We start from the raw sequence: 26,810 nt of genomic DNA, 5'->3' as shown, positions 1-26,810 counted from the left end.
CATGACCGCCCTCTACCAGTCCGAACTCCACAGCCTGAAACTTCTGCACCGGGGCAAGGTGCGCGACATCTACGAGGTGGACGCGAAGCGGCTGCTCATCGTCACCACCGACCGCCTGTCCGCCTTCGACGTGGTGATGAACGAGCCCATCCCCGGCAAGGGCGAGGTGCTCACGGCGGTGTCGAATTTCTGGTTCGGGAAACTGCAGCACATCATCCCCAACCATCTCACCGGCGATGCCCCGGAGTCCGTGGTGGCGCCGGACGAGGTGGCCCAGGTGAAGGGCCGCGCCATCGTGGTGAAGCGGCTGGTGCCCCTGCCCATCGAAGCCATCGTGCGCGGCTATCTGGTGGGCTCCGGCTGGAAGGAATACCAGGCTACGGGCAGCGTGTGCGGCATTCCCCTGCGGCCCGGCCTGCGCCTGGCCGACCGTCTGCCCGAGCCCCTCTTCACGCCCTCCACCAAGGCGGCGCTGGGCAGTCACGACGAGAACATCCCCTTCGGGCGCATGGCGGAGCTGATCGGCACCGGCGCGGCGGCGCGCGTACGCGAGGTGGCCCTCGCCCTGTACCGGGAAGCGGCGGCCTATGCCCTGGAACGGGGCATCATCATTGCCGACACCAAATTCGAGTTCGGCACCGACGGTTGCGGCATTTTGCATCTCATCGATGAGGCGCTGACCCCGGATTCCTCACGCTTCTGGCCGGCAGACCAGTACCGGCCCGGCACCAACCCGCCCAGCTTCGACAAGCAGTACGTGCGCGACTGGCTGGAAGCCTCCGGCTGGGACAAGCATCCGCCCCCGCCCGCCCTGCCGCCGGAAGTCATCGCGAAAACCGCGGAAAAATACCGGGAAGCCCTGCGCCGCCTGGTGGGCTGAGCCATGCCGCCCTACACCGACCCGCCGGAATACCTGGCCGCCACCGCCATCCATCCGGAAACCGCGGGTTCCCTGCCGGGCCTGTTCCAGGCGCGTGTGGCGGCCATGCCCAACAAGGTCGCCTACCGTTACTACGACAACGACGAACAGACCTGGAAGGCGCTCACCTGGCGCGAGGTGGCGCAGGAGGTCGCCCGCTGGCGCATGGCCCTGGCCCGGGAGAACCTGGCGCCGGGGGAGCGGGTGGCGGTCATGCTGCGCAACTGCCCGCACTGGGTGATCTTCGACCTCGCCGCCATGAGTCTCGGCCTCACGGTGGTGCCCCTCTATCTCGACGACCGGCCGGAAAACGCCAGCTACATCATCGACCATGCCGGCGCGCGCCTGCTGCTGGTGGAGGGCCGGGTGCAGCATCGCAAGCTCGCCGCCATCCTGGAGGGCAGCCATTTCCTGCGGCGCGTGGTGAGCCTCCACGCGCCGGAACCGGGCGCCGTGCAGGATGCGCGCGTGGTGGTGGCCGAAGAATGGCTCACCGCGGCAGAGGGCACACCGGTGCCGCCGGTGAAGCTCAACCTCGATGCCCTGGCCTCCATCGTCTACACCTCGGGCACCACGGGGCGGCCCAAGGGGGTGATGCTGTCCCACGGCAACATCCTCTGGAACATTTGGTACGTGCTCCACTGCGGACCCTTCGCGCCGGACGAGGTGTTCCTGTCCTTCCTGCCCATGTCCCACACCCTGGAACGCACCGCGGGCGTCTATCTGCCCATGGCGCTGGGCGCGGAGGTGGCCTTCGCCCGTTCGGTGTCCCTGCTCGCCCACGATCTGGAACTGATCCGGCCCACGGTGCTCATCTCCGTGCCGCGCATTTATGAGCGTTTCCACGCGCGCATCCGGGATGCCCTGGCCAAGAGGCCGGCCATCGCGCGGCGCCTGTTCGAACTGGCGGTGGAGGTGGGCTGGCATCGCTTCGAATGGCAGCAGGGCCGCGCGGCCTGGCATCCCAGGCTGCTTGCCTGGCCGCTTTTGGCCGCGCGGGTGGCGACCCCCGTCGTCAAGAAACTGGGCGGCCGGCTGCGCTACGCCGTCTCCGGGGGCGCCGCCCTCAACCCGGAAATCGCCCGCGTCTTCGTCGGCCTGGGCCTGCCCCTCTACCAGGGCTACGGTCTCACGGAAACCAGCCCGGTGGTCACCGTCAACCGGCCGACGTCCAACATTCCTTCCAGCATCGGCCTGCCGCTGCCCCAGGTGGAGGTGCGCATCGCGGAGGATGGCGAGCTGCTCACCCGCAGCCGCTGCGTGATGCAGGGCTACTGGGCCGACCCGGACGCCACCCGCGCCGCCATCGACCCGGAAGGCTGGCTGCACACCGGGGACAAGGCCACGGTGGACCAATATGGCCATTACCACATCGTGGGCCGCATCAAGGACATCATCGTCCTCTCCAATGGCGAGAAGGTGCCGCCGGCGGACATGGAATCCGCCATCCAGCTCGATCCCCTGTTCGCCCAGGTGATGCTGGTGGGCGAAGGGCAGCCCTGCCTCATTGCCGTGGCGAGCCTGGATCCGGAGCAGTGGGCGGGCTTCGCCCGGGACCTGGGGCTGGATCCAGACGATCCCGCCGCCCTGGGGGATGCCCGGGCGCAGAAGGCACTGCTGGCCCGCATCGCCCAGCGCCTGCGGGACTTCCCGGGCTACGCCCAGGTGCGCCGGGTGCACGCCACCCTCGACGAATGGACCGTGGAAAACGGCCTGCTGACCCCCACCCTGAAGATGAAACGCAGGCCGCTGTTCGAAAAATACCGCGAGGCCATCGAGGCCCTGTACGCGGACCTGCGCCGCTGATTTCCAGCACAACTCCAAGGGAGGAGACCCCATGAACATCCGATTCCTCGCTCTGGCCCTGTGCCTGGCCATGCCGGCCGGTGCCCATGCCTCCGGCTTCAGCCTGATCGAGGCCAATGCCGACGGCCAGGGCGCCGCCTATGCCGGCAGCGGCGCCAAGGCCGACAACGCCAGCACGATCTTCTTCAATCCGGCGGGCATGACCCTCCTGCCCGGCAGGCAGATCGTGGCCTCCCTCCACACCATCGACATCAGCGCGAAATTCGACGACGGCAATCCCGCCACCCACGACGGCGGTGATGCCGGCGATGTGAGCGTCCTGCCCAATCTCTACTATGCCATGCCGATCAACGCCAACGTCTGGTTCGGCCTGGGCATCAACGTGCCCTTCGGCCTCAAGACCGAATACGATGCCAACTGGGTCGGACGCTTCCAGGGCATCAAATCCGAAATGAAGACGGTGAACCTCAACCCCGCGCTTGCCTGGCGGGTGAACGACCGACTCTCCCTGGGCGCGGGCCTCAATGCCATGGACATCGAGGCGGAGCTCACCAGCTTCGCGGGGCCAGCAGGCACCCTCACGGTGAAGGGGGATGACTGGGGTTACGGCTACAACCTCGGGCTGCTGTATGAAGCGGGCCGGGACACGCGCGTGGGTCTGTCCTACCGCTCCCGGGTGAAGCAGCATCTCACGGGAGACATCAGCTTCAGCAATGTGCCCACGCTCAACAGCGGTGGCAGCGCCGACATCACCCTGCCCGACACCTGGACGCTCAGCCTCTATCACCGCCTTGCTCCGCGCTGGGTGCTGCTCGCCGACCTCGCCCGCACCGGCTGGTCAAGCTTCCAGGAACTGCGCGTGGTCCGGTCCAATGGCGCGGTGCTGGGCGTCACACCCGAAAACTGGAAGAACACCTTCCGCTACTCCCTGGGCGCCCACTACCAGCTGACCGAGCGCACGACGTTGCGCATGGGAATAGGCTATGACCAGACGCCGGTGCCCGACGCCCGGCACCGCACGGTGCGCATTCCGGACAACGACCGCACCTGGCTGGCGGTGGGGATCGGCTTCCGTCTCAATACCCACGACGTGCTGGACGTGGCCTACAGTCACCTGTTCGTGAAGGACGCGCCCATCGACAACGGCGTCACGGGCCGCTACCAGAGCCAGGTGGACATCCTGGGCCTGCAATACACCCACACCTTCTAGGGTGGTTTTCCCGGCGCGGCGGCGTTATCCTGATGCCATGAGCGACAAGAAAGTCATCCCCATCAACCCGCTGGCGGAAGTGAGCAACTGCGCCGGGGCGGAACCCTTCGCCCTGATGGTGCTCGACGACTACATGGAGCCGGAGTTCCTCCACGGCGAGATCATCGTGTGTGAACCGGAGGGCCTGGCGCGCGATGGCTCCTTCGTGGTCGCCGAACACGAGGGGGAATTCTATTTCCGCCAGCTGCGCATCATCGACGGCGTGTGGAGCCTGCACGCCCTGAACCCGAAATATCCCTCCTTCGAGATCGCCGGCCCCAGCGCCGTGCGCGGGGTGGTGATCCTCAAGAAAAAACCCGGCCGCCGCCGGGAAATGAAACGCTACACCTGACGGTCGCTGCGGGGCCGAATGCGACCCCGCCTGGCCGGCCCCCTCTCAGAACAGGGTCCACGCCATTCTCGCCCCCAGGGTGTAGAGCAGGAGGGCGAAAATCTTCTTGAGCTTTTTCACGGGCAGGCGGTGGGCAAGCCTGGCGCCCAGGGGCGCGGTGAGGACACTGGCCACGGCGATGGCCCCCAGCGCCGGCAGATAGACGAAGCCGACACTGCCCTCCGGCAGGCCCGCCACCCGCAGGCCATTGGCCACGTAGCCGACGGCCCCCGCCACCGCGATGGGGAAACCGATCGCCGACGAGGTGCCGATGGCCTCGTGCAGCCTGACGTTGCACCAGGTCATGAAAGGCACGGACAGGGTGCCGCCGCCGATCCCCACCAGACTGGAGACCGCGCCGATGACGTTACCCGCGGCGAACATGCCGGGCCACCCCGGCAAAACGCGCGAAGCCTTGGGCCGGATGTCCAGCAGCATCTGGGTGCCCACGTAGAACAGGAACACCACGAAGAAGGCTTTGAGAAACGCGGTGGACAGCCAGGCTGCCAGCACGCTGCCGGCCAGGGTGCCGGTGATGATGCCGGGTGTGATCTGGCGCCAGATGCGCCAGTTCACCGCGCCATGGGCGTGGTGCGCACGGAAGCTGGAGATGGACGTGAACACGATGCTGGCGAGCGACGTGCCCAGCGCCAGGTGCACCACGTAGGCCTCGGGGAAATGGTGGGCGGTGAAGATGAAGGTGAGTACCGGCACGATGATGAGCCCGCCGCCCACACCCAGCAGCCCCGCCAGGAATCCTGCAAAGGCGCCCAGCGCGCCATAGGCGAGCCATTCGATCAGCATCGGCCGCTTACAGGAGTTTTTCGATGAAGGCCCATTCGCGCGGATCCACCGGCGTGATGGACAGGCGGTTGCCCCGCTTAAGAATCCGCATGTGGGCGAGTTCCGGATGGGCCCGCAGCTCGCTCAGGGGCACCAGCCGGGTCTTGCGCACGAAGCGCACCTCCACGTTGAACCAGCGCGGATTGTCCGGCGTGGCCTTGGGGTCGTAATACTTGCTTGCGGGATCGAACTGGGTGGCATCGGGATAAGCCGCTTTGGACACCTCGCAGATGCCGGCGATACCGGGCTCGGCGCAGCTCGAATGATAGAAGAAGGCCAGATCGCCGGGCTTCATCTGGTCGCGCATGAAATTGCGTGCCTGATAGTTGCGCACACCGAACCAGGCCACGCTGCCATCGCGCGCCAGGTCGTCGATGCTGTATTCGGAGGGTTCGGATTTCATCAGCCAGTAACGCATGGGGGCTCGTCTCGGGTCACGGAAGAGAAAGCCGAATGGTAACCGCAGGCCCGGGATCCTGCGAGATGCGCGGCGCGATTTCGCCAGGCGAGACGGGTCACCGGGAGAAACGGTACAGGCGCCGGTCCGTGAGCACCGCGTCCAGGGGCACGTCCCAGGGTTCACGGGGCAGCCGCTCCACGCGCTGGAAGTCATAGGCCACCCCAATCAGGCGGGGTCTGCGCCAGACACGGCGGTGGCGCAGATAGGCCAGGCTGGCGTCGTAGAAACCGCCGCCCATGCCCAGACGGTTGCCCTGTGCATCGAAGGCCACCAGGGGCAGGAACAGCAGATCCAGCTGGCGGGCACGCACCCGCTCGGGCGAGGCGTGTTCGTGGATGCCGAAGCGGTTGACGTACCAGCGGGGCAGGGGCGTGAGCCGGGAAAACCACAGGGCTGCCGTGCCCCGGCGTGGCACCACCGGCAAATAGCATGCGCGCCCCAGCCAGAGCGCCGCGTTGATCAGGGGCAGCAGATCGATCTCCTCCGCCATCGGCAGATAGAAGCCGATGCGCCGCGCCTTGAGCAGCAGCCGGTGATGCAGCGCCAGGCGCAGCAGCCGATGCGCCGCGGCACGCGCATCCTCCACGGTCACCGCCCGGCGCCGGGCGCGGATTTCGCGGCGGAGGTCAGACTTGTCCATTCCGGATACGATCCTGAATCACGACGTGCACAGCGGACACAGAGCCGCCTGGCGCAGCCCGCACCGGCTGCAATCACGGACCGAACGGCGCGCGCACGTTCAGCCTGCTGCGCAGCGCACACGCTTCCTGGGAAAGGGGAAAGGGGCCCCCCGCGAATGCCGTCCGGCCAGTCTCCTGAACCTGAGGTTCAGGGGGTCGCAGCCGGGGCGCCGCAGGTACGTCCGCGTGGGACGCGCACAAAAGCGTCCGGAAGGCCGCAACCAAGCACAGTGGCATTGGTTCAAGGAAGTTTTGGCCGTAACGGACACCGCAGGGGATGACGGGCTTGCAGTGTCACCGGCGGTGTTCAGCCGGTCATTGCTGAAACAGATCGTCCTGATCGGCCATGGCCTCGTCGATCTGTCTTTCCAGGCTGTGGATTCTACGCTTGATGTCGCCCAGGTCAAAGCCCCCCATGCGCGTGTTGAGCAGCTCGTGGGCAATGTTGAGCGCGGCCATGATGGCGATGCGTTCCACCCCGATCACCTTGCCCGCATCGCGGATCTCGCGCATCTTGCGGTCCAGATACTCCACCGCCTGCAGGAGTTTTTCCTGCTCCTCCGGCGGGCAGGCGACGCGGAACTCGCGTCCCATGATGGTGACGTCCACGCCCTTGGAATTGGCGGCCATGGTCAGCTTTCGGGAATGCGGTCGAGGAGGTTTTCCAGACGCGCCCGCGCGCCGTCCAGCTTCTCGTGCAGCCTCTTGTTCTCGTTCTGCTCGGCGGCGAGGCGTTGACGCAGGGCGTGGTTCTCGTCCCGCAGGCGCTGACAGAAGCGCACCAGTTGCGAGACCTTTTCTTCGAGGCTTTTCAGCTCCGCGTCCATGGCGACACTATAGTTTCAAAAGTTTAGCCGAGTCAAATTATAACGGCTTCTTTTGCAAGTACTTTGTCATCTTTCCGGACACCTCCTTCATTTGGCCTCGCCGGCCCGAGCGGGTACAATGCGCCCTCGTTTCAGGTGTCCCCCTGCCGGCAGGCAGGGGGGTGAAACTGGGAAGTCAGGTACCAAGCCTGCGCTGCACCCGCAACGGTAGGCGAGTCAAGGCATGCCCCGATGGCCACCCCGGCCATCCAGCCACTGGGAACGCCCGGGAAGGCGGCATGCCGGAGCGATGCTCCCCTCGCGAGCCCGGAGACCGGCCTGAAACGCAAGCGCGGAGGCTGCGGGGGTGCGGCGTTCCGGTGGCGTTTCTTTGCTTTCCACTGCTCCCTGCAGCGGCCGCATTCGCAACGTGCGCGGCATGCGGGCTGCATGCCGCCCGACCAGGGAGCCATCATGAAAAAGACCCTCATTGCAGGCGCCCTCGCCTGTGCCTTTACGCCGGCCTTTGGCGAGGATGTCGCGAGCTTCGATCTCGGTACCATCGTGGTCACGCCGGCGCGCCATGCCCAGCCCCTCGCCCAGACGCTGCAAAGCACCACGGTCATCACCCGCGACGAGATCCTGCGCGCAGGCCAGCAGACGCTGCCGGAGCTGCTGCAGACTAGAGGTGGCGTGGAAATCGCCACCAATGGCGGGCCGGGCCAGACCGCGTCGGTGTTCATTCGCGGCGCCAACAGCAATCACACGGTGGTGCTGGTGGATGGCGTACGCATGGACAACATCACGGCCGGCACCACCGCGCTGGAACACATTCCGCTTGCGCAGATCGAGCGCATCGAGATCCTGCGCGGCCCCGGCAGCAGCCTGTACGGCGCCGACGCCATCGGTGGCGTCGTCCAGATCTTCACGCGCCGCCCCTCGGGCTCCGGCTTCGACGCCAGCGTGGGACTGGGCAGCGACCACGCGGGCCGGGCAAGCCTCGGCCTGTGGCGGCGCTGGAATACCACCCAGCTCGATCTGCGGGTGAGCCACGAAACCATCGATGCCCCCTCCGCCACCAATGCGCGGGCCGGCGCCTGGACCTTCAATCCGGACCGGGACCCCTACCGCAATACCTCCGTGAGCGCCGCCCTAACCCATGAATTGGATGCGCGCAACAGCCTGGGACTTGCCCTGTTCGCCACGGACGGGGTGGTCCACTTCGATGCCGGTATGCCCGGGGATCCGGTCAAGAAAGAGCAGTTGCAAAGTGTGGCGGCCGTGAGCCGCAATCGCCTCACGGACGACTGGGAAAGTCTGGTGCGTATTGCCCGGGGCGTGGACGACTACCGCTGGGTCAATGTCAACTACGCGCCGGTGAAATCCACCCAGGATCAGTTCACCTGGCAAAACGACATCGGGCTCGGTCACGGCGGCCGTCTCACCGCCGGCATCGAGTACCTGGCCCAGAAGCTGACCAGCACGACGGCCTATGACCGCACCAGCCGTCACGTGACTTCCGCCTTCGGCATCTATCGCCTCGACACAGGCCGCCATGGCGTGCAACTCTCCCTGCGCCACGACGACAACAGCCAGTTCGGCGGTCATACGACCGGCGGGGTGGGCTACGGCTATCAGCTCGCGCCCGCCTGGCGGGTGAGCGCGAACGTGGCCACGGCCTTCCGCGCGCCGACCTTCGATCAGTTGTATTACCCCAACTTTGCCAACCCGGATCTCAAGCCGGAGAAGTCGGTGGGAGGCGAGCTGAGCCTGCGCTACGCGGAGGCAGGCCGCGATGTTTCGCTCACGGGATTTTCCAACCGTATCCGCGATCTCATCGCCTTTGACTGGATGGCGACCAAACCCACCTGCCCATGGGGCTGCCCGGTGAACATCGCCCGCGCCAGGACCCAGGGAGTGGAGCTGGCTGCCAGCCTGCCCCTGTCCGCGCAATGGCGCGCGAGCGCCCGTGCCACGATGCAGGAAGCAGTGAACACCGCGACCAACCGCCGGCTGCCGCGACGGGCGGAGTACTACGGCAGCCTGGGGCTCGACTGGCAATCCGGGCCCTGGCAGGTGGGCGGCGAGGTGGCGGCCAGCGGCAACCGTTTCGATTCGGTGAACGAGCCGCCAGGAAGCCGCCTGCCGGGCTACGGTTTCCTCAATCTGCACGCGACCTATGCAGTCAACCGGGAAGTCGCGCTGACGGCCCGGTGGGACAATGTGTTCGACCGGGAATACGAACTGGCCAAGGGTTATCCCGCCCGCCCCTCCACGGTCTTCGTGCAACTGCGCTACACGCCACGCTAAACCGGGTCGAAAAAAGCCCGCCTTGCGGCGGGCTTTTTTCCCTCTCGGGAGGACTCAGTCGCCCACCCGCACCGGGACGAACAGGCGGCGATCGCCCCGCTGCAGCAGCAGCGCGAGCACCTTCGCCCCCTCGTTCTGCTTCATGAGTTTTGCGAAATGGTCCACGTCGCGCACGGGCTCGCTGTTGACGGCGAGGATCACATCCCCCGGCTGCACGCCGGCGCGTTCCGCCGGGCCCGATACACTCTGCACCAGCACGCCGTGGCTCACCTTGAGCCGCGCCTTCTGCTGGGCGCTGAGGTTGGTCACCGCCACGCCCAGGCGGCCCGTTTTCTCGCCCTGGTCCGCACTTTCCTCGGCGGCGGCGCTGCTTTCATCCCACTCACCCAAGGTGAGTGTGAGCTCCTTCACCCGCCTGTCGCGCCACACTTCCACCTTGACCCGGGTGCCCGGCTTGACCGCGCCCACCATGCGCGGCAGGGTGGCCGAATCCGCCACCTCCTTGCCGTCGAATTTGAGGATGACATCGCCCGGCTGGATGCCTGCCTTCTCCGCGGCGCTGCCCGGCTCCACCTGGCTCACCACGGCCCCCTTGGCCTCCTTGAGACCGAAGGAAGCGGCGAGATCCGGCGTGACTTCCTGGATCACCACCCCCAGCTTGCCGCGCGACACCTTGCCGGTCCCCTTCAACTGGTTGGCCACATCCATGGCCACGTCGATGGGAATGGCGAAGGACAGGCCCATGTAGCCGCCGGTACGGCTGTAGATCTGGGCGTTGATGCCCACCACTTCGCCGCGCATGTTGAACAGGGGGCCGCCGGAGTTCCCCGGGTTCACCGCCACGTCGGTCTGGATGAAGGGCACGTAGCCGTCGCCCGGCAGGTTGCGTCCCTTGGCGCTGACGATGCCCGCGGTCACGCTGTTCTCGAAGCCGTAGGGCGAGCCGATCGCCACCACCCATTCACCCACCTTCAACTTGTTGGGATCACCGATGGGCACGGTGGGCAGATTCTTGGCGTCGATCTTGAGCAGCGCCACGTCGGTCCGGCGATCCTTGCCCACGATCTTGGCCTTGAAGGTGCGTTTGTCCGTGAGCTTCACCACGACCTCGGTGGCGTTGTCCACCACATGGGCATTGGTGAGGATGTAGCCGTCGGGGCTGATGATGAAGCCGGAACCCAGGGAATGGGTCTCGAATTCCTGGGGCCCGTTGGGCATGGGGGGCATGAAGCGGCGGAAGAAGTCATAGAAGGGATCGTCCGGATCCAGGCCGGGGAAGCCCGGGAACGCCCGGCCACGGATTTTCTGCGTGGTGCTGATGTTGACCACCGCCGGCCCCTCCTTTTCCACCAGGGCGCTGAAATCGGGCAGGGCCACCACCGCGCCGGAGGCCGGCGCGGCGGCCGGAGCAGATTCGGTGCGGGGCGCCGCAGTGCCGGAGGCATTGGGCTGGGAACAGGCAGCGAGAGGAAACACGACGGCCAACAAAGCAGCCGCCCGGGTAAGCCATCGGGACATGGGAAACACTCCTTGCGCTATGATTTGTCTTGCCGGCCACGCAAAGACAGCCGGCCCGCGCAAAAGTTTACTCCCCATGACGGCCTTCGCGGCTCTGGAAGCCCGCCACCCTGCAGTACGGGATCTGGCCTGGTCCATTGCCTCGCCCGGACTCATCGCGCCCGATCATCCGGCGGCTGGCGCCGTGGTGCCCGATGCCTTCTGCGCTGCCCAGGCGGCCCGCCTCGCAGACCTCGTGCAGGCGCTGGAGCACGATCCCGCGCCGCTTGTTGCCTGGCTCGAAGCCCAGCACACCCACCGGCTCGGCGAATATTTCGAGCGCCTGGTGGCCTTCTGGCTCAGCCACGCCGGTGCGCAGGCGCTGCGCAGGGGGCTCACGGTAGAGGACGCAGGCCGGACGCTGGGTGAATACGATTTCGTTTTCGAACACAGCGAGCTGGGCGGACTCGTCCACTGGGAAGTGGCGGTGAAGTTCTACCTCCTGACGGAACCCGGGGCGGGACTTGCAGGTTTCGTGGGCCCCGATCCCGGCGACCGGCTGGCGGCCAAGCTCGATCATCTGTTTGGCCATCAGCTCCTGTTGTCCCGCACGCCGGCGGGGCGCGCGGCGCTGGGGGGCCGACTCCCGCGGGCCCAGGCGCTGGTGAAGGGGTGGCTCTTCTATCCCCTGGGGGCGCCGCGGCCGCAGCTGGCGGGTGTGTCGGAGGCCGCCCCCAGCGGCTGGTGGCTGCGCCACGGAACGGCGGAGCTGCCGGCCGGCGGCTCCGGCGAGTACCGCTGGAAGGTGCTGCCGCGGCTGGCGTGGCTGGCACCGGCGCTGGGGCAGGAAGGCGAGCGCACCCTGTTCGAGACCGGCCGCCTGGAACAAGTCCTCGCCACTCATTTCGCCCGTGCCCGCACACCGCTTCTGCTGGCACGGCTCGCGCCGGCCGGCGACGGCCTGTGGCGCGAAGACAGCCGCGGTTTCGTGGTCAGCCCGGACTGGCCCTGACCGCCTCCCGCAGGCCGGCCTCGAGGGTCTCCCAGTCGGGCCCGGGGAGTTCGGCCACCACTTCCACCCGGCTGTCCCGACGCCAGGCAATGGGCGCCGCCGCGAGCTGCCCGCCCGCGAGTTCGTAGTGTTGCCAGTCATGACCCACGCGCAGCACCCCCTTGGCGCGCAGGATGCGGGCATCCGTGGCGAGTGCCGCGAACCACGCGGCAAGCCGCGTCCCCTCGAACACCACCTCCGGCCCGAAGCGCCAGCCGCGCGACACGAAACGGCCCGCGTCGGCGTGGTGTGAAGCGGGTGTCGGACGCCTGTCGTCGTGGCCGAGATCGAGCCACGCGGGATCGAGGCGGCCCTGCTCGGTCAGGGCCACGTGCAGCTTGGGTGGATAGCAGGCCCGGGCCGCGGTGAGGAAGGCCTCTACTTCACCGGGCGTGGCGAGATCGCAGCGATTGCCCACCAGCACGTCCGCCAGCGCGAGCTGGTCGCGATAGGTATCGAGTGCCTGGAAGCGGGTATCGGCGAACTGGTGTGGATCCACCAGGGTGATGATGCTGCGCAACTCGATGTGGGGCGCCAGCCAGACATCGCGCAGGGCATCGATGATGCCCGCAGGATGGCCCACGCCGGTGGGCTCGATGATGAGCCGCGCCGGGCGCACCTCACGCAAAAGCCGCGTGACGGCCACCCTCATGGGCAGCTGGGCGGCACAGCAGATGCAGCCGCCGGCCACTTCCCGCACCACCACACCCTCGGCCTCGAAGCGCGCGCCGTCCAGGCCCACCTGGCCGAATTCGTTCACCAGCACGGCCCAGCGTCCCGGCCCCTGCCTGCGTGCGAGCAGATCCAGAATGGCAGTGGTCTTGCCCACGCCGAGAAAGCCGGTGATCAGGTTGGTGGGGATTTTCATGTTCGGCCGGAAATTCGCTATAGTGCGCCATTCCCGAAAACCTGTCAGCGCGCCGGCGGCGCCTCTGCCCGGTGCATGGGCCGCAGAAAAAATCCGGTTGCGGCCCGGGCCCGCCGCGGGCAGGCCCTTTTCGGGTCCGCAACCATCCACCCGGGACATTCATGCACATCCACATCCTCGGCATCTGCGGCACCTTCATGGGCGGCATCGCGGTACTCGCCCGCCAGGCCGGGCATACCGTCACCGGCTGCGACGCCAACGTCTATCCGCCCATGAGCACCCAGCTCGAAGCCCAGGGCATCCGCCTCATCGAAGGTTATGACCCGGACCAGATCGCGCTGAAGCCGGATCTGTTCGTGATCGGCAATGTGGTCACACGGGGCAATCCCCTCATGGAGGCCATCCTCGACCGCGGCCTGCCCTACGTCTCGGGACCCCAGTGGCTGCTGGAGAACATCCTGCAGGGCAAATGGGTGCTTGCCGTGGCCGGCACCCACGGCAAGACCACCACTACTTCCATGCTGGCGTGGATGCTGGAATACGGCCGTCTCGATCCCGGCTTCCTGGTGGGCGGCGTGCCGGAAAACTTTGGCGTCTCGGCGCGCCTCACGGACTCGCCCTTCTTCGTGGTGGAAGCGGACGAATACGATACGGCCTTCTTCGACAAGCGTTCCAAGTTCGTGCACTACCGGCCGCGCACGCTGATCATCAACAACGTGGAATTCGACCACGCCGACATCTTCCCCGACCTGGCGGCCATCGAGACCCAATTCCACCACTGCGTGCGCACCGTGCCCGGCACGGGCCTCATCGTCGCCAACGGTCGGGAGGACAGTGTGGCACGCATCCTCGCCCGGGGCTGCTGGACACCGGTGGAACGCTTCGGCATCGCCCAGGGGTGGGAGGCCCGCGAGGCGGAGGAAAGCAGCTTCGAGGTGCACTTCGCCGGTGAGCTGCAGGGACGCGTGCGCTGGGCGCTGCTGGGCGAGCACAACCGCCTGAATGCGCTGGCGGCCATCGCCGCCGCGCGCCACGCCGGCGTGCCGCCTGCGGTGGCCATCGAGGCGCTGTCGGGGTTCCGCAACGTCAAGCGCAGGCTGGAAGTGCGTGGCGTCGTGAATAGCGTCACCGTCTATGACGACTTCGCCCACCATCCCACCGCCATCGCCACCACCGTTGCAGGCCTGCGCCGCAAGGTGGGCAATGCCCGCATCCTCGCCGTGTTGGAGCCCCGTTCCAACACCATGAAGATGGGGGTGCTCAAGGACCGCCTGCCGGACAGCCTGCGCGAGGCCGACCACGTCTTCTGCTACGGCGCGAACCTGGGCTGGGATGCCGGCGCCGTGTTCGCCTCCATGGGCGAAAAGGCCGAAGTGCACGGGGATCTCGATACCCTGGTGGAGGCCATCGCCCGCACCGCCCGTCCCGGCGACCATGTGCTGATCATGAGCAACGGCAGCTTCGGCGGCCTGCACGACAAACTGCTGGCTCGCCTGTCGGCAGGCCCGGCCTGAGTGCTGCGCCAGGGACCTGGGGCGTCATCGGATCAGGGCCATCGCGGCTGAAGCCGCTCCCACAGCGCGGGAGGCGCGTGAGCGGCGCCCCACGGCCGGTCCCGGCCGCTGCCACGGGGCCTCCTGCCCGCGCCTGCAGGCTTTTGGACGCACCCGCCCACACCTTTCGCGCCGAAAAATCAGGGCGGCTCTTCAGGCGGCGACGCCGTATTTGCGCGCCACGTCCTGGGCGAGCCGGTTCACCCGCAGCAGCTTGGGGTGGTGGGGGTCGCGCGCCCGGGCGAGTTCCAGATAGTGGCGGGCACTTTCCATGAAGGTTTCGCTGTAACCCTGGCGGTCCATGAGCACGAGCAGGGCCTGGGCGGCGTTGAGCACGATCTGCAGGTTGTTGGGCAGTTTTTCCGCCGCCTCCGTGAGCAGCCGCACCGAACCTTCCAGGTCACCCTGCTGGGCGCGCCGCACGCCCTCGTTGTTGAGGTGGATGATGCTCTGCACGCTGCCCTCCACCAGCGTCGCGCCTTCTGCCGCCCGTCCCGCGTCGGCATAGACACGCTTGGCCTTTTCGATGAGTGCGGCACTGTCATGGTTGCTGCGCACCAGATGCTCGACGATGTCCCGTGCCTCCTGCTCGCGGCCGCCCCGCAGGCAGGCCTCGGCAAGCCCCAGCGCCGCGTCCTCGCCCGGCTGCGCCAGACCGCGCCGGTGCAGATCCAGAGCCGTTTCCAAAGCCTCATTGGCCGCCCCGGCGTCTCCCCTTTCCCTGTGGATGAGACTTTCCATGACGGCGGCGGCGAATTCGGTCTGGGGTGTGTCGTCGAAACGCCTGCGCAGATCGCGCGCCGTCGCCAGCGCCTCCGTCACCCTGCCGCGCTTGAGCTGCACGCGGGAGAGCCGGACGTAGTCCTCCGGCGCGCGGAAAAAGGACGTGCGGCCCCGTTCCACCACGGCGCTGAAGGCCCGTTCGGCCGTTTCCAGGTCATCGTTGCAGAGGGCGATCTCGCCCATCTGCTTCTGACGGTGGAGGGTATAGGGCGAGGCAGCCAGCGCCCGCGCGAGAACGGCCTGGGCCTGCCCGCTCTTGCCATTGGCCGCATAGACCGTCGCCAGCAGGTCGTGAGCCGCCATGTATTCCGGCGCCTCCTCCACCACCCTCACCAGCAGCGCCTCGGCCTCCTCGCTTTTGCCCTGCACGTGGAGCATCCGGGCCAGGCCCATGCGTGCCCAGGGAATGGCGCGCATGTCCAGCACCTGCTGATAGATTCCCTCGGCCTGCGCAAAATCGCCCTGGGTGACGTGCAGTTCCGCCAGCAGGCGCAGCAGGTCCACGGTGTACCGGCCGCCCGCCGCCACCGCCCGGCTGCAGACGCTGATGGCCTCGCCGATGCGTTGCGCCTCGATCAGTTCGTGGATGGGGGCGAAGGCCGCCTTTTTCTCGAACACCCGTTCCAGCCGCAGGCGCAGCGTCTCGGCGGTGAAGGGCTTGATGAGGTAGTCGTCCGGGGCGAGCTCCACCGCCGACACCACGCGCTCGTAGCCCCGTTCGGCGGTGATCATGACGAACACCGTCTGCAGCCCGATCAGCCTGCCGTGGCGCAGCTGCTCCAGCAGCTGCTGACCGTCCGAGCCCTCGCCCAGGAAGTAATCGCACAGGATCACGTCGTAGGTCCTGGTCTGCAGGCGGCGCACCACGTCGTTGGCACTGGCGGCCATCTCCGCGTACACCACGCCAAAGCTGCTCAGGATGATGCGCAGGGACGAACGCATCCCGGCCTGGCCGTCCACGATCAGGAAGCGCTTGACGGAAAAGTCGGTCATGCCGCTGTTAGCGGCGAAAGCCCGGGTTTATTTAGCTGTCGGTCGAATGTCTGGGCGTCTGCGGGTCAGCGCGGTCGCCTGGCCATGCAGGGACGTCGGGAAAGTGTGCCCTCAACCCCGGTAGCTTTGCGCGAGGCTCATGTAATGGCGGGCGGAATAGTCGAAGTAGGCAAGCTCCTCCGCAGTGAGCGGCCGCAGCGCCTTGGCGGGGCGTCCCAGGTAGAGATGGCCGGATTCCAGCACCTTGCCTTCCGGCACCAGACTGCCCGCGCCCAGCAGGACGCGTGGTTGGATCACTGCCTTGTCCATGACGATGGAACCCATGCCGATCAGGCATTCGTCGCCGATGGTGCAGCCGTGGAGGATCACGCTGTGGCCGACGGTCACCCGGGCACCGATGACCAGGGGCGCACCCTCCGGATCCCACTCGCTGCGGTGGGAGACGTGCAGCACGGCCAGGTCCTGGATGTTGCTGCCCGCGCCGATCCGGATGTAATTGACGTCGCCGCGGATGACCGCACCCGGCCAGACGGACACGTGCTCGCCCAGGGTGACCTCGCCGATGATCTGGGCGCTGGGATGGACATAGCAGCTGGAGGGAATCACGGGCGTGGCGCCGTGATGGGGGAGAATGTTCGGGGCCATGGCGGGAACCAATCGCAAACCGGGCGGACAGTATAATCGCCCGTTCCATTCCCGAGGAAGACAACCATGAACCCGTTACTGGATTTCTCCGGCCTGCCCCAGTTCGACAAGATCCGCCCGGAGCACGTGACCCCCGCGGTGGACACGCTCCTTGCGGAAAACCGCACGCTGGTGGAACGGCTGGTGGCGGATCCTGCGCCGCCCACCTGGGAGGGCTTCGTGCAACCGCTGGAGGATGGCAACGAACGCCTGTCCCGCGCCTGGGGCCAGGTGTCCCACCTCAACGCCGTGGTGAACACGCCCGAGCTGCGCGAGGCCTACAACGCCAACCTGCCCAGGATCACGGAATACTATGCGGAGCTGTCCCAGAACCTGGGCCTGTACCGGAAATTCAAGGCGCTGCGGGAAAGCCCCGAATACGACAGCCTGAGCCGGCCGCGCCGGAAGGTCATCGAAAATGAGCTGCGCGACTTCCGTCTCGGCGGCGCCGAGCTGCCGGCCGAACAGAAGGCGCGCTTCAAGGCCATCCAGGAAGAGCTGGCCTCGCTTTCGGCACGCTTCGAGGAAAACCTGCTCGATACCACCAATGCCTTCGCCCGCTACGTGGAAGACGAGGCGGAACTGGCCGGTCTGCCGGCGGACGTGCTGCAGGCGGCGCGGGAAGCCGCCGAGCGCGACGGGCGTTCCGGCTACAAGCTCACGCTGCATGCCCCCTCGTGGCTGCCTGTGATGCAATACGCGGACAATCGGGCGCTGCGCGAGGAGATGTACCGCGCCTATGTCACGCGCGCTTCGGAATTCGGTCCGCCCGAGTGGGACAACACCTCCCTCATCACGCGCATCCTGAAATTGCGCAAGGAAGCCGCGCGGCTTCTGGGCTTCGCCAATTACGCGGAACTGTCCCTGGCCACCAAGATGGCCCAGACGCCCCGGCAGGTGCTGGATTTCCTGCACGAGCTGGCCCGCCGCGCCAAGCCGTTTGCCGAGCGCGATCTGGCCGAGCTCAGCCGCTTCGCGCGGGAGCGCTTCGGCATGGAAAAACTGGAAGCCTGGGACATCGCCTACTACTCGGAGAAACTGCGCCAGGAAAAATACGGCTTCTCCGATGACGAGGTGAAGCAGTATTTCCCGGAGACCACGGTGCTGCCCGGCATGTTCCGGCTGGTGGAAACCCTCTACGGACTGAAGATCCACGAAACCCACGCGCCCGTTTGGCACCCGGACGTGCGCTTCTTCAACATCACCGACCACACCGGGCAGCTGGTCGGCCAGTTCTATCTCGACCTCTATGCACGCAACAACAAGCGTGGCGGTGCCTGGATGGACGATGCCATCACGCGCCGGCGCAAGGCTACCGGCATCCAGACGCCGGTGGCCTATCTCACCTGCAATTTCTCTGCGCCCGTGGGGGGCAGGCCGGCCCTGTTCACCCACGACGAGGTGATCACCCTGTTCCACGAGTTCGGCCACGGGCTGCATCACCTGCTCACCCGGGTGGAAGAGCTGGGCGTGTCCGGCATCAACGGCGTGGAGTGGGATGCCGTGGAACTGCCCTCCCAGTTCATGGAGAACTTCTGCTGGGAGTGGGAGGTGGTGGAGCCCATGACGCGGCACGTGGACACGGGGGAGCCCCTGCCGCGGACGCTGTTCGACAGGATGGTGGCGGCAAAGAATTTCCAGAGTGGCATGCAGACCGTGCGCCAGATCGAATTCGCCCTGTTCGACATGCATCTGCATTACGACTTCGACCCGGAAGGCATGCAGACGCCGCTTGCGCTGCTGGACGAAATCCGGCGCCAGGTGGCAGTGGTTTTCCCGCCCGCCTACAACCGCTTTCCCAACAACTTCTCCCACATCTTCGCGGGCGGTTATGCGGCGGGCTATTACAGCTACAAGTGGGCAGAGGTGCTCTCCGCCGACGCCTACAGCCTGTTCGAGGAAAACGGCGTGCTCAATCCCGAAGTGGGCCACCGCTTCTGGAGCGAGATCCTCGGCCAGGGGGGCTCCCGCAGCGCGCTGGAATCCTTCGTCGCCTTCCGCGGGCGCGAACCCACCATCGACGCGCTGCTGCGTCACTCCGGGATGGTGGAACCCGAGAACGCATGAACGCCTTCAACGTCCGGCTGGTTTGCTGGGAGGCGGCGGCGCCGGCGCTTGCCCGTGTGCGGCGCGCCGTGTTCATCGAGGAGCAGGGCGTGCCGGAAGCCTTGGAATGGGACGGCGGGGATGCGGCCGCTTTGCACGCGCTGGCCACTGCAGAGGGGGATGACGCCATCGGCACCGCGCGCCTTATCATCCACGGCACCGTCGCCCACATCGGGCGCATGGCGGTGCTGGCCCCCTGGCGCGGGCGCGGCGTGGGCAGCGCCATGCTGCGCCTGCTGCTCGAGGAAGCCCGCGCCAGGGGCGCCACCAGCGCCTTCCTCAACGCCCAGACCCGGGCCCTGCCCTTCTATGAACGCTTCGGCTTCCGGCGCGAAGGCGAAGAATTCCTGGACGCCGGCATACCCCACTACCGCATGACGCGACCCCTGCCCTAGCGGCAGCGGTTCAGTGGCTGCCGTGGCGGCGGGCCGGCAGCAGCGAGCCGACGATCATGCCGGCGAGACTGGCAAAGAACCCGAAAAACTGCGGCGGCAGCGGGAAACTCTCCGCCAGCCGAAGCTCCGCACCGATCCAGACGGTAAACCCCAGCACGATGGAAAGCAGCGCGCCCGCATTGTTGGCGCGTTTCCAGTAAACACCTGCCGCCAGGGGCACGAAGGCCACCGCCAGCGTCACCTTGTAGGCATTCTCCACCATGGTGTGGATGGGTGTCTCCGATTCCACCGACATCAGGGCATAGCCCATCACCAATACCGCGAAGGCCACCACCACCCCCTGGGTGACACGCAACAGGGCCTTCTGGCTCAGGCGGTGTGCCGGCATGAGCTCCTTGATGATGTTCTCGGAAATGGTCACCGCGGGCGCCAGCAGGGTCCCGGAGGCGGTGGACATGATCACGGACAGGAGCGCTCCGTAGAACACCACCTGGGCAACCAGCGGCAGGTGGTCTCTGACGAAGGTGGGCAGAAGCTTCTGCACGTCGGTTTCCAGCAATGTCGAGACGGCGGCCGGGTCCACCAGGGACGCGGCATAGGTGAGATAAATGGGCACCGCGGCGAACAGGAGATAGAGCGCGCCGCCGATCACCGTGCCCCATACCGCGACGAATTCATTGCGGGAGGAATTGGCGCGCTGGAACACGTCCTGCTGGGGCACCGAGCCCAGCCCCATGGTCAGCAGGCCGGCGACAAAGGTGATCACAGCGCCCCACTCCGGGGGCGGCCAGAACTGGAACTTGCCCGCCGCCGCCGCGTGTTCCACCACGGGCATGACGCCGCCCACCTGGGGCATGTCGGCCACCAGGTGGGCGATCCAGAGCAGGCCGATCACGATCACCGTCATCTGCACGAAGGTGGTGAGCGCCACCGACCACATGCCACCGAACAGAGTATAGAGGGCCACCACGGTGCCGCCAATCAGAATGCCCTGGGCCTGGGTGATGCTGCCGTCCGAGAGCACGTTGAACACCAGGCCCAGGGCCACCACCTGGGCCGAGACCCAGCCCAGGTAGGAGGCGGCAATGGCCAGGGCCATCACGATCTCCACGGGGCGGCTGTAGCGCTTGCGGAAGAAGTCCCCCAGGGTGATCAGCTTCATCCGGTACAGGGGCCGGGCGAACAGCAGCCCGAACAGGATCAGGGCCAGGGAGGCGCCGAAGGGATCGGAAATCGTACCCCCCAGGTTTTCCTTCATGAAGGTGGCGGGAATGCCCAGCACCGTCTCCGCCCCGAACCAGGTGGCGAACACCATGGCCACCACGATGATCATGGGCAGGGACTGCCCGGCGGTGATGTAATCCCGGGCATTGTGCACCTTGGTGGCAGCGTAGATGCCAATGCCGATGGAGAGCACCAGGTAGAGAACGACGAAACCGATGAGCATGACGTGTTTTCCTTTTTGCGCGGTGGCCGGGCGCGCGGCGGATTATAGCCCGGGCAGACGCCCGGGCCGACCCGTGTCAGCCGGCCACCAGCGGCCAGAGGGCCAAGAGCAGCAAGGCGGCCAGCAGCCCGGCGATCACGGCCAGCCAGCGGTTGCGTCGCCTCTCTTCCGCCAGCAGCAGCGCGAAACCCTGCTGCAGTGCGGGCAGGGGATCGCGCGTCAGGGCCTCGTTTAGCCTGCGCGGCAGGGCCGGCAGCAGCGCCGCCCAGCGGGGGGCCTCCGCCCTCAGGTGGCGCACCAGGGCGCGCCAGCCCACCTGTTCGCTCATCCAGCGCTCCAGGAAGGGCTTGGCCGTGGTCCACAGGTCGAGATCCGGATCGAGCTGACGCCCCAGCCCCTCCACGTTGAGCAGCGTCTTCTGCAGCATCACCAGCTGGGGCTGGATCTCCATGTTGAAGCGGCGGGAGATCTGGAACAGGCGCAGCAGGAAGCGGCCGAAGGAAATCTCCTTGATGGGACGGTCGAACACCGGCTCGCACACGGAACGTATGGCTGCCTCGAACTGGTCCTCGCGTGTCTCTGGCGGCACCCAGCCGGCTTCCAGGTGGGCGCGCGCCACCTGTTTGTAGTCGCGGTTGAAAAAGGCGAGGAAGTTCTGGGCGAGGTAGTGCTTGTCGCGCTCGTTGAGCGTGCCCATGATGCCGAAATCCACGCCGATGTAGCGTCCGTCCGGCGCGACGAAGATGTTGCCCGGATGCATGTCGGCATGGAAGAAACCGTCGCGGAACACCTGGGTGAAGAAGATTTCCACGCCCCGGCGCGCCAGGGCCGGAATGTCGATGCCCGCCTCCCGCATGCGTTCCACGTGGGACACCGGGATGCCATGGATGCGTTCCATGACCATCACTTCGCTGTGGCACCAGTCCCAGAACACCTCGGGCACGATGAGCAGGCGCTGGTCCTGGAAATTGCGCCGCAGCTGGCTGGCGTTGGCGGCCTCGCGCAGGAGATCCAGCTCCTCGTCCAGGTGGTGGGCGAATTCCGCCACCACCTCGCGGGGACGCAGCCGCTTGCCGTCCGCGAACAGCACCTCGACCAGGCCGGCAGCGGTGTCGAGCAGGGCGAGATCCCTCTCGATCACGCGCCGGATGCCCGGGCGCAGGATCTTCACCGCCACCTCGCGGCCGTCCGGCAGCAGGGCGAAGTGCACCTGGGCCACCGAGGCGGAGGCCACGGGCAGCAGATCGAATTCGCGGAACACCTGGTCGTGGGGGCGGCCATAGACGCGCTCGATCACCGCCGCCACCTGCTCCGGCGGGAAGGGCGGCACCTGGTCCTGGAGTTTGGCCAGTTCGTCGGCGATGTCGTCCGGCAGCAGGTCGCGCCGGGTGGACAGCACCTGGCCGAACTTCACGAAGATCGGGCCCAGATCCTCCAGGGCGCGCCGCAGACGCACGGCACGGGGCGCCGCCAGCCGGCGCCAGAACAGGGCGGCGCGCACCAGGCCACGCAGCCAGGCAAGCCGGGCGTGGGCCAGGAAGAATTCGTCCAGTCCGTAGCGGACCGCGATGTGCAGGATGTAGATGAGGCGCAGCAGGTGCATCAGCCACGCCCGCCGAGCCGGGCGATGCGGGCCTCGAGACGCTCCACGGCGGCGGCGAGCTCGGCTGCCTCCGCGGCGAAACGTTCCAGGTCCGCGCGCTTGGCCAGCAGGGGCCGTTCCTCGGTGAGGAATTCCACCAGCGCGCCGGCCAGGCTCTGCGCGGACTGCATGCGCCAGCCCCAGAAGGCACGGCCGAAGGCCGCCAGGCGATGGCCGAGCACGTCACCGAACAGGCGCGAGAGATCTTCCTCCGCCTCCCATTCCAGTCCCATCAACACCTCGGTCACCGCCTCGCCGAAGGCGTGATGGCCGTGAATGCGGATGAGACTGCGGTCCCGGGGCCGGACCAGCAGGAACCGCAGCAGGGCATCCGGCGTGGCACTCAACACGGCGTCCGGCGCCTGCCCACGGGGATCGGTCACACTGCCGTCCTCTGCGATGGTGAAGGCGAGGCGGGGCAGCGGAAAGCCATCCAGGGCGAAGGCCATGCCGGCAAAGGCCGCCAGGCGCTCGCGCGCGCCGGGATTCTGGGCCAGCACATGATTGAGCGCGGAGACGGCGAGTTGCATGGACGGATCTTGGCTTAGCGATGCGCCGGGACGCGCCGTTTTGCCCGGCCCACGCGCTGCCAGTAGTCGTCGGCGGGCTTCACAGCTTATACCCCTTGTGCAGCGCCACCACGCCGCCGGTGAGATTGAAATACTCGACCCGTTCGAGTCCGGCCTCCTCCATCATGTGCTTGAGGGTCTCCTGGTCGGGATGGACCCGGATGGACTCGGCCAGATAGCGGTAGCTCGCCTCGTCCCGGGCCACCAGGCGGCCCATGAGAGGCAGCACCTTGAAGGAATACAGGTCATAGAGGGGGGCCAGCGGCTTGTACACGCGGGAAAACTCCAGCACCAGAAGGCGCCCGCCGGGCCGCAGCACGCGGCGCATCTCCCTGAGGGCGATTTCCTTGTGGGTCATGTTGCGCAGCCCGAAGGCCACCGTCACCACGTCGAAATGGCCGTCCGGAAAGGGCAGCTTCTCGGCGTCGCATTGCACCGCCCAGGGCACAAGCCCCTGGTCCAGCATCCGGTCGCGCCCCACCGTGAGCATGGAGTTGTTGATGTCCGTGAGCCACACCTCGCCGGTGGCGCCCACCCGTTTGGCGAAGGCGATGGCGAGATCACCCGTGCCGCCGGCGATGTCCAGCACACGCTCGCCGGGCCGCACCCGCGCCTGTTCGATGGTAAAGGCCTTCCACAGGCGGTGCAGCCCCGCGGACATGAGGTCGTTCATCAGGTCGTAGCGCCGGGCGACCGAGTGGAACACCTGCGCCACCCGGCGCGCCTTTTCCGACTCCTCGACCTTGGTGAAGCCGAAATGGGTCTCGGCCATGATGGCTTACTTGGACTTGGGACGGATGGGGATGGGCGATTCCGCCGTGGGCTCGCGGCTCGCGCCGGCTGCGGCGAGACGGTCCAGATAGCGCTGCCACAGTTCGGCCTGGTTCTTGCCCAGGTCGTAAAGATAACTCCAGGAATAGATCCCGGAATCGTGACCGTCGGAGAAAACGAGATTGATGGCGTAGGTGCCCACGGGTTCGATGGCGGTGATTTCCACGTTCTTCTTGCCCACCTGGAGCACCTCCTGGCCGGGCCCGTGGCCGCGCACCTCGGCGGACGGCGAGTACACGCGCAGGAACTCGCAGGGCAGCTCGAAGCGGCTGCCGTCGGAGAAGGCAATCTCCAGGATGCGTGACTTCTGGTGCAGCTTGATTTCGGTGGGCTGCGGGGTCTCCTGTGTGCTCATGCCGACTTCCTCGCTTCAAAAGGGAGATGATACCCGAGGGGGCATGACGCTGAAAACGGCGACGCCGGCCGGGGTTTTCAGGCCCCGCGCAGGGTGTCAACCGGCGGGGGCCGGCGGCGCGGCTTGGGCAAGTGCTCTGTGGAAGCCCCCCGTGGCAGCGGCTTCAGCCGCGATCACCCGCCGCCGCACCCATCCCGCCCGCCGCCGAAGCGCCTTCCACAAAGGCACTGCCTCGATACAGCGCAGGGCAGGGGGGCGAGCCCTCACAGCCCCAGATCCTTCCACAGGCTGTCGATGCGGGCCACCACGGCGGGATCACGGGTGATGGGCGTGCCCCACTCGCGGCTCGTTTCGCCCTTCCACTTGTGGGTGGCGTCGATTCCCATCTTGCTGCCCAGACCGGACACCGGACTGGCGAAATCCAGGTAGTCGATGGGTGTGTTCTCCACGATGAGGGTATCGCGCGCCGCGTCCACGCGGGTGGTGAGGGCCCAGATCACCTCCTTCCAGTCGCGGATGTCGATGTCGTCGTCCACCACGATCACGAACTTGGTGTACATGAACTGGCGCAGGAAACTCCACACGCCGAACATCACGCGCTTGGCGTGGCCCGGATACTGCTTCTTCATGCTCACCAGGGCAAGCCGGTAGCTGCAGCCTTCGGGCGGCAGATAGAAATCCGTGATTTCCGGGAACTGCTTCTGCAGCAGGGGCACGAACACCTCGTTGAGGGCCACCCCCAGCATGGCGGGTTCGTCCGGGGGCTTGCCGGTGTAGGTGCTGTGATAGATGGGATCGCGCCGCATGGTCATGTGGGTGACGGTGAACACCGGGAAGGTTTCGCGCTCGTTGTAGTAGCCGGTGTGGTCGCCGAAGGGGCCCTCCAGTGCGGTCTCGTCGGGATCGATGTAGCCTTCCAGCACGATCTCGGCGCCCGCCGGCACCTGCAGGTCGCAGCTGACACAACGCACCACCTCGGTCTTCGCACCACGCAGAAGGCCGGCGAACTGGTATTCGGACAGGGTGTCCGGCACCGGGGTCACGGCACCGAGGAGGGTGGCCGGGTCCGCGCCCAGGGCCACTGCCACGGGAAAGCGTTCTCCCGGATGGGCGGCGACGAAATCCCGGAAGTCCAGCGCACCGCCGCGATGGGCCAGCCAGCGCATGATGAGCTTGTTGCGCCCCAAAAGCTGCTGGCGATAGATGCCCAGGTTCTGGCGCGGCTTGTAGGGACCGCGGGTGACGGTGAGACCCCAGGTGATGAGGGGCGCCACGTCGCCGGGCCAGCAGGTCTGGATGGGCAGGCGGGTGAGATCCACCTCGTTTCCCTCCCAGACGATTTCCTGGCAGGGAGCGCGCGTCACCTCTCTGGGCGCCATGTGCAGCACCTGTTTGAACAGGGGCAGCTTGTCCCAGGCATCCCGGAGCCCGCGCGGAGGCTCCGGCTCCTTGAGGAAGGCGAGCAGCCGGCCCACTTCGCGCAGCGCGGCCACGTCTTCCTGGCCCATGCCCAGGGCCACGCGCCGGGTGGTGCCGAACAGGTTGCCCAGCACGGGCATGGCATGCCCCTTGGGTTTCTCGAACAGCAATGCCGGACCGCCGGCACGCAGCACACGGTCGCAGACTTCGGTGATTTCCAGATAGGGGTCGATCTCGATGCGGATGCGTCTGAGTTCGTCGCGGGCTTCCAGTTGCGCGATGAAGTCGCGCAGGTCGGCATATTTCATGGGGCGTTCCTCCGGCAGGCCACGATCATACGCGAAGGGACGGACAGCAGCGAAGCGTCGGGTTGCGTCCGCTCACCCGGCCTTCTATCATTGCCCCGGTTCCCCGCCCCTGCGCATCGTCGCGCCAATCCCCAGCCCAGACTGACAGGTAAAGAAAGGAGACAGCCATGCAGCAAGAGCTCGACATTTTTCTGGCATCCTTCAACGCGGTGATCCGCCAGGTGGCCGATTTCCTGCCCAAGCTGTTGGTGGCCCTGGTGCTGCTGTTCGTGGGCTGGCTGGTGGCGAAGCTGGCGCGCAGTGCAGTGCGCCGTCTGCTCGCGCTCGCGCACTTCGATGCCCTGGCGGAGAAGACCGGCATCGAGGAATTCCTCAAGCACGGCGAAATGCAGGTCACCCTGTCCGGCATCATCGCCGAGGTCAGCTACTGGCTGGTGCTGTTCATCGTGCTGGTCACCGTGTCCAGCAGTCTCGGCCTCACCGCCGTGGCGGAGCTGTTCAACCGCGTGGTGCTGTATTTGCCCAACATCGTGGTGGCGGTGCTGATTATCATCTTCGGCACCCTGCTGGCACGCTTCATCAACCGCCTGGTGTTCGCCTGGCTGCGCAATCTCGGCGTGGAGGGGGCCCTCACCATCAGCACCATCGCGGAATATGCGGTGCAGATCTTCGCCGTGTTCGTGGCGCTGGAGCAGCTCGCCATCGCCACCCACCTGCTCACCACGGCCTTCGCCATCCTGTTCGGCGCGGCCTGCCTTGCCCTGGCCCTGGCCTTTGGTTTGGGTGGGCGCGACTGGGCGGCAGGCGTGATCCAGAAATGGGCCTCGCGCGACAAGAAATCCTGA

Annotated in this window: 25 protein-coding genes, 1 other RNA gene and 1 riboswitch; of the genes, 10 read left to right on the top strand and 16 right to left on the bottom strand. The window is 66.9% G+C overall.

Annotation, left to right across the window (positions count from 1 at the left end):
- The first annotated feature begins 1 nt into the window (after window position 1).
- From ACZ42P_RS10605 to ACZ42P_RS10590, 4 genes are read left to right on the top strand one after another with little or no spacing between them, the layout of a single operon-like run.
- Window positions 2-880 carry a phosphoribosylaminoimidazolesuccinocarboxamide synthase gene (locus ACZ42P_RS10605; protein WP_464897510.1) on the top strand — a complete coding sequence of 293 codons (879 nt, stop codon included), beginning with the start codon at window positions 2-4 and terminating at the stop codon, window positions 878-880.
- A gap of 3 nt (window positions 881-883) precedes the next feature.
- A complete protein-coding gene (locus tag ACZ42P_RS10600; protein ID WP_464897509.1) occupies window positions 884-2,725 on the top strand; it encodes an AMP-dependent synthetase/ligase in 1,842 nt (613 codons plus the stop codon).
- A 31-nt stretch (window positions 2,726-2,756) separates the two neighbouring features.
- A complete protein-coding gene (locus ACZ42P_RS10595; protein WP_464897508.1) occupies window positions 2,757-3,935 on the top strand; it encodes an OmpP1/FadL family transporter in 1,179 nt (392 codons plus the stop codon).
- 37 nt (window positions 3,936-3,972) lie between these two features.
- Window positions 3,973-4,326: a S24 family peptidase gene (locus ACZ42P_RS10590; protein ID WP_464897507.1), complete on the top strand. Its 354-nt coding sequence runs from the start codon at window positions 3,973-3,975 to the stop codon at window positions 4,324-4,326.
- Window positions 4,327-4,371: 45 nt separating this feature from the next.
- Here ACZ42P_RS10590 and ACZ42P_RS10585 read toward each other — a convergent pair whose 3' ends face one another.
- The 6 genes from ACZ42P_RS10585 to zapB all read right to left on the bottom strand — a co-directional run bounded on the left by ACZ42P_RS10585 (window position 4,372) and on the right by zapB (window position 7,175).
- On the bottom strand, window positions 4,372-5,169 hold the full coding sequence (locus tag ACZ42P_RS10585; protein WP_464897506.1) for a sulfite exporter TauE/SafE family protein: 798 nt from the start codon (window positions 5,167-5,169) through the stop codon (window positions 4,372-4,374).
- A 7-nt stretch (window positions 5,170-5,176) separates the two neighbouring features.
- Entirely contained in the window at window positions 5,177-5,626 is a 450-nt protein-coding gene (locus ACZ42P_RS10580) for an EVE domain-containing protein (protein WP_464897505.1), read from the bottom strand.
- 97 nt (window positions 5,627-5,723) lie between these two features.
- A complete protein-coding gene (locus ACZ42P_RS10575) occupies window positions 5,724-6,308 on the bottom strand; it encodes a 5-formyltetrahydrofolate cyclo-ligase (protein WP_464897504.1) in 585 nt (194 codons plus the stop codon).
- 143 nt (window positions 6,309-6,451) lie between these two features.
- Window positions 6,452-6,628: non-coding RNA, 6S RNA (ssrS, locus tag ACZ42P_RS10570), on the bottom strand.
- A 35-nt stretch (window positions 6,629-6,663) separates the two neighbouring features.
- Complete coding sequence (locus ACZ42P_RS10565; RefSeq protein ID WP_464897503.1) at window positions 6,664-6,978, bottom strand: cell division protein ZapA; 315 nt, start codon at window positions 6,976-6,978, stop codon at window positions 6,664-6,666.
- A gap of 2 nt (window positions 6,979-6,980) precedes the next feature.
- Complete coding sequence (zapB, locus tag ACZ42P_RS10560) at window positions 6,981-7,175, bottom strand: cell division protein ZapB (protein WP_464897502.1); 195 nt, start codon at window positions 7,173-7,175, stop codon at window positions 6,981-6,983.
- A gap of 116 nt (window positions 7,176-7,291) precedes the next feature.
- Window positions 7,292-7,511: riboswitch (cobalamin riboswitch) on the top strand.
- 117 nt (window positions 7,512-7,628) lie between these two features.
- Between zapB and ACZ42P_RS10555 the strand changes: the two genes are divergently transcribed.
- Window positions 7,629-9,464 (top strand): TonB-dependent receptor domain-containing protein, encoded by a 1,836-nt coding sequence (locus tag ACZ42P_RS10555; protein WP_464897501.1) that lies wholly within the window; start codon window positions 7,629-7,631, stop codon window positions 9,462-9,464.
- A gap of 54 nt (window positions 9,465-9,518) precedes the next feature.
- Here ACZ42P_RS10555 and ACZ42P_RS10550 read toward each other — a convergent pair whose 3' ends face one another.
- Window positions 9,519-10,982 carry a DegQ family serine endoprotease gene (locus ACZ42P_RS10550; RefSeq protein WP_464897500.1) on the bottom strand — a complete coding sequence of 488 codons (1,464 nt, stop codon included), beginning with the start codon at window positions 10,980-10,982 and terminating at the stop codon, window positions 9,519-9,521.
- Between the two features lie 76 nt (window positions 10,983-11,058).
- Here ACZ42P_RS10550 and ACZ42P_RS10545 point away from each other — a divergent pair, with 76 nt between their 5' ends.
- Window positions 11,059-11,973: a DUF1853 family protein gene (locus ACZ42P_RS10545; protein ID WP_464897499.1), complete on the top strand. Its 915-nt coding sequence runs from the start codon at window positions 11,059-11,061 to the stop codon at window positions 11,971-11,973.
- Here ACZ42P_RS10545 and ACZ42P_RS10540 read toward each other — a convergent pair.
- Window positions 11,954-12,880 (bottom strand): CobW family GTP-binding protein, encoded by a 927-nt coding sequence (locus ACZ42P_RS10540; RefSeq protein WP_464897498.1) that lies wholly within the window; start codon window positions 12,878-12,880, stop codon window positions 11,954-11,956. The genes ACZ42P_RS10545 and ACZ42P_RS10540 overlap by 20 nt on opposite strands.
- Before the next feature lie 161 nt (window positions 12,881-13,041).
- On the opposite strand from ACZ42P_RS10540, the gene mpl reads away from it, so the two are divergent.
- Window positions 13,042-14,394 carry a UDP-N-acetylmuramate:L-alanyl-gamma-D-glutamyl-meso-diaminopimelate ligase gene (gene mpl / locus ACZ42P_RS10535; RefSeq protein ID WP_464897497.1) on the top strand — a complete coding sequence of 451 codons (1,353 nt, stop codon included), beginning with the start codon at window positions 13,042-13,044 and terminating at the stop codon, window positions 14,392-14,394.
- Window positions 14,395-14,586: 192 nt separating this feature from the next.
- Here mpl and ACZ42P_RS10530 read toward each other — a convergent pair whose 3' ends face one another.
- Both ACZ42P_RS10530 and ACZ42P_RS10525 read right to left on the bottom strand, forming a co-directional pair.
- On the bottom strand, window positions 14,587-16,209 hold the full coding sequence (locus tag ACZ42P_RS10530; protein WP_464897496.1) for a tetratricopeptide repeat protein: 1,623 nt from the start codon (window positions 16,207-16,209) through the stop codon (window positions 14,587-14,589).
- 111 nt (window positions 16,210-16,320) lie between these two features.
- On the bottom strand, window positions 16,321-16,854 hold the full coding sequence (locus tag ACZ42P_RS10525; protein ID WP_464897495.1) for a gamma carbonic anhydrase family protein: 534 nt from the start codon (window positions 16,852-16,854) through the stop codon (window positions 16,321-16,323).
- 66 nt (window positions 16,855-16,920) lie between these two features.
- On the opposite strand from ACZ42P_RS10525, the gene ACZ42P_RS10520 reads away from it, so the two are divergent.
- The gene (locus tag ACZ42P_RS10520; protein WP_464897494.1) at window positions 16,921-18,960 is read left to right on the top strand and encodes a M3 family metallopeptidase; all 2,040 of its coding nucleotides are present in this window, start codon (window positions 16,921-16,923) and stop codon (window positions 18,958-18,960) included.
- Window positions 18,957-19,394: a GNAT family N-acetyltransferase gene (locus tag ACZ42P_RS10515; protein WP_464897493.1), complete on the top strand. Its 438-nt coding sequence runs from the start codon at window positions 18,957-18,959 to the stop codon at window positions 19,392-19,394. The genes ACZ42P_RS10520 and ACZ42P_RS10515 overlap by 4 nt, the downstream gene beginning before the upstream one ends.
- Before the next feature lie 10 nt (window positions 19,395-19,404).
- Here ACZ42P_RS10515 and ACZ42P_RS10510 read toward each other — a convergent pair whose 3' ends face one another.
- From ACZ42P_RS10510 to ubiD, 6 genes are all read right to left on the bottom strand, one after another.
- A complete protein-coding gene (locus ACZ42P_RS10510; protein ID WP_464897492.1) occupies window positions 19,405-20,841 on the bottom strand; it encodes a high affinity choline transporter 1 in 1,437 nt (478 codons plus the stop codon).
- Between the two features lie 76 nt (window positions 20,842-20,917).
- Complete coding sequence (ubiB, locus tag ACZ42P_RS10505) at window positions 20,918-22,444, bottom strand: ubiquinone biosynthesis regulatory protein kinase UbiB (RefSeq protein ID WP_464897491.1); 1,527 nt, start codon at window positions 22,442-22,444, stop codon at window positions 20,918-20,920.
- On the bottom strand, window positions 22,444-23,013 hold the full coding sequence (locus tag ACZ42P_RS10500) for a ubiquinone biosynthesis accessory factor UbiJ (protein ID WP_464897490.1): 570 nt from the start codon (window positions 23,011-23,013) through the stop codon (window positions 22,444-22,446). Before ACZ42P_RS10500 ends, ubiB begins: the two co-directional genes overlap by 1 nt.
- A 79-nt stretch (window positions 23,014-23,092) precedes the next feature.
- The gene (ubiE, locus tag ACZ42P_RS10495) at window positions 23,093-23,824 is read right to left on the bottom strand and encodes a bifunctional demethylmenaquinone methyltransferase/2-methoxy-6-polyprenyl-1,4-benzoquinol methylase UbiE (RefSeq protein WP_464897489.1); all 732 of its coding nucleotides are present in this window, start codon (window positions 23,822-23,824) and stop codon (window positions 23,093-23,095) included.
- A gap of 6 nt (window positions 23,825-23,830) precedes the next feature.
- Window positions 23,831-24,238, bottom strand: a complete 408-nt coding sequence (locus ACZ42P_RS10490) for a gamma-butyrobetaine hydroxylase family protein (RefSeq protein WP_464897488.1) — start codon at window positions 24,236-24,238, stop codon at window positions 23,831-23,833.
- A gap of 263 nt (window positions 24,239-24,501) precedes the next feature.
- Window positions 24,502-25,965, bottom strand: a complete 1,464-nt coding sequence (ubiD, locus tag ACZ42P_RS10485; protein WP_464897487.1) for a 4-hydroxy-3-polyprenylbenzoate decarboxylase — start codon at window positions 25,963-25,965, stop codon at window positions 24,502-24,504.
- A 167-nt stretch (window positions 25,966-26,132) separates the two neighbouring features.
- On the opposite strand from ubiD, the gene ACZ42P_RS10480 reads away from it, so the two are divergent.
- Complete coding sequence (locus ACZ42P_RS10480) at window positions 26,133-26,810, top strand: mechanosensitive ion channel family protein (RefSeq protein WP_464897486.1); 678 nt, start codon at window positions 26,133-26,135, stop codon at window positions 26,808-26,810.

It is taken from the genome of Thiobacter subterraneus (assembly GCF_055379455.1).
Note: the sequence above shows the minus strand (reverse complement) of the source record. Positions and strands in the feature narration are given on the sequence as shown.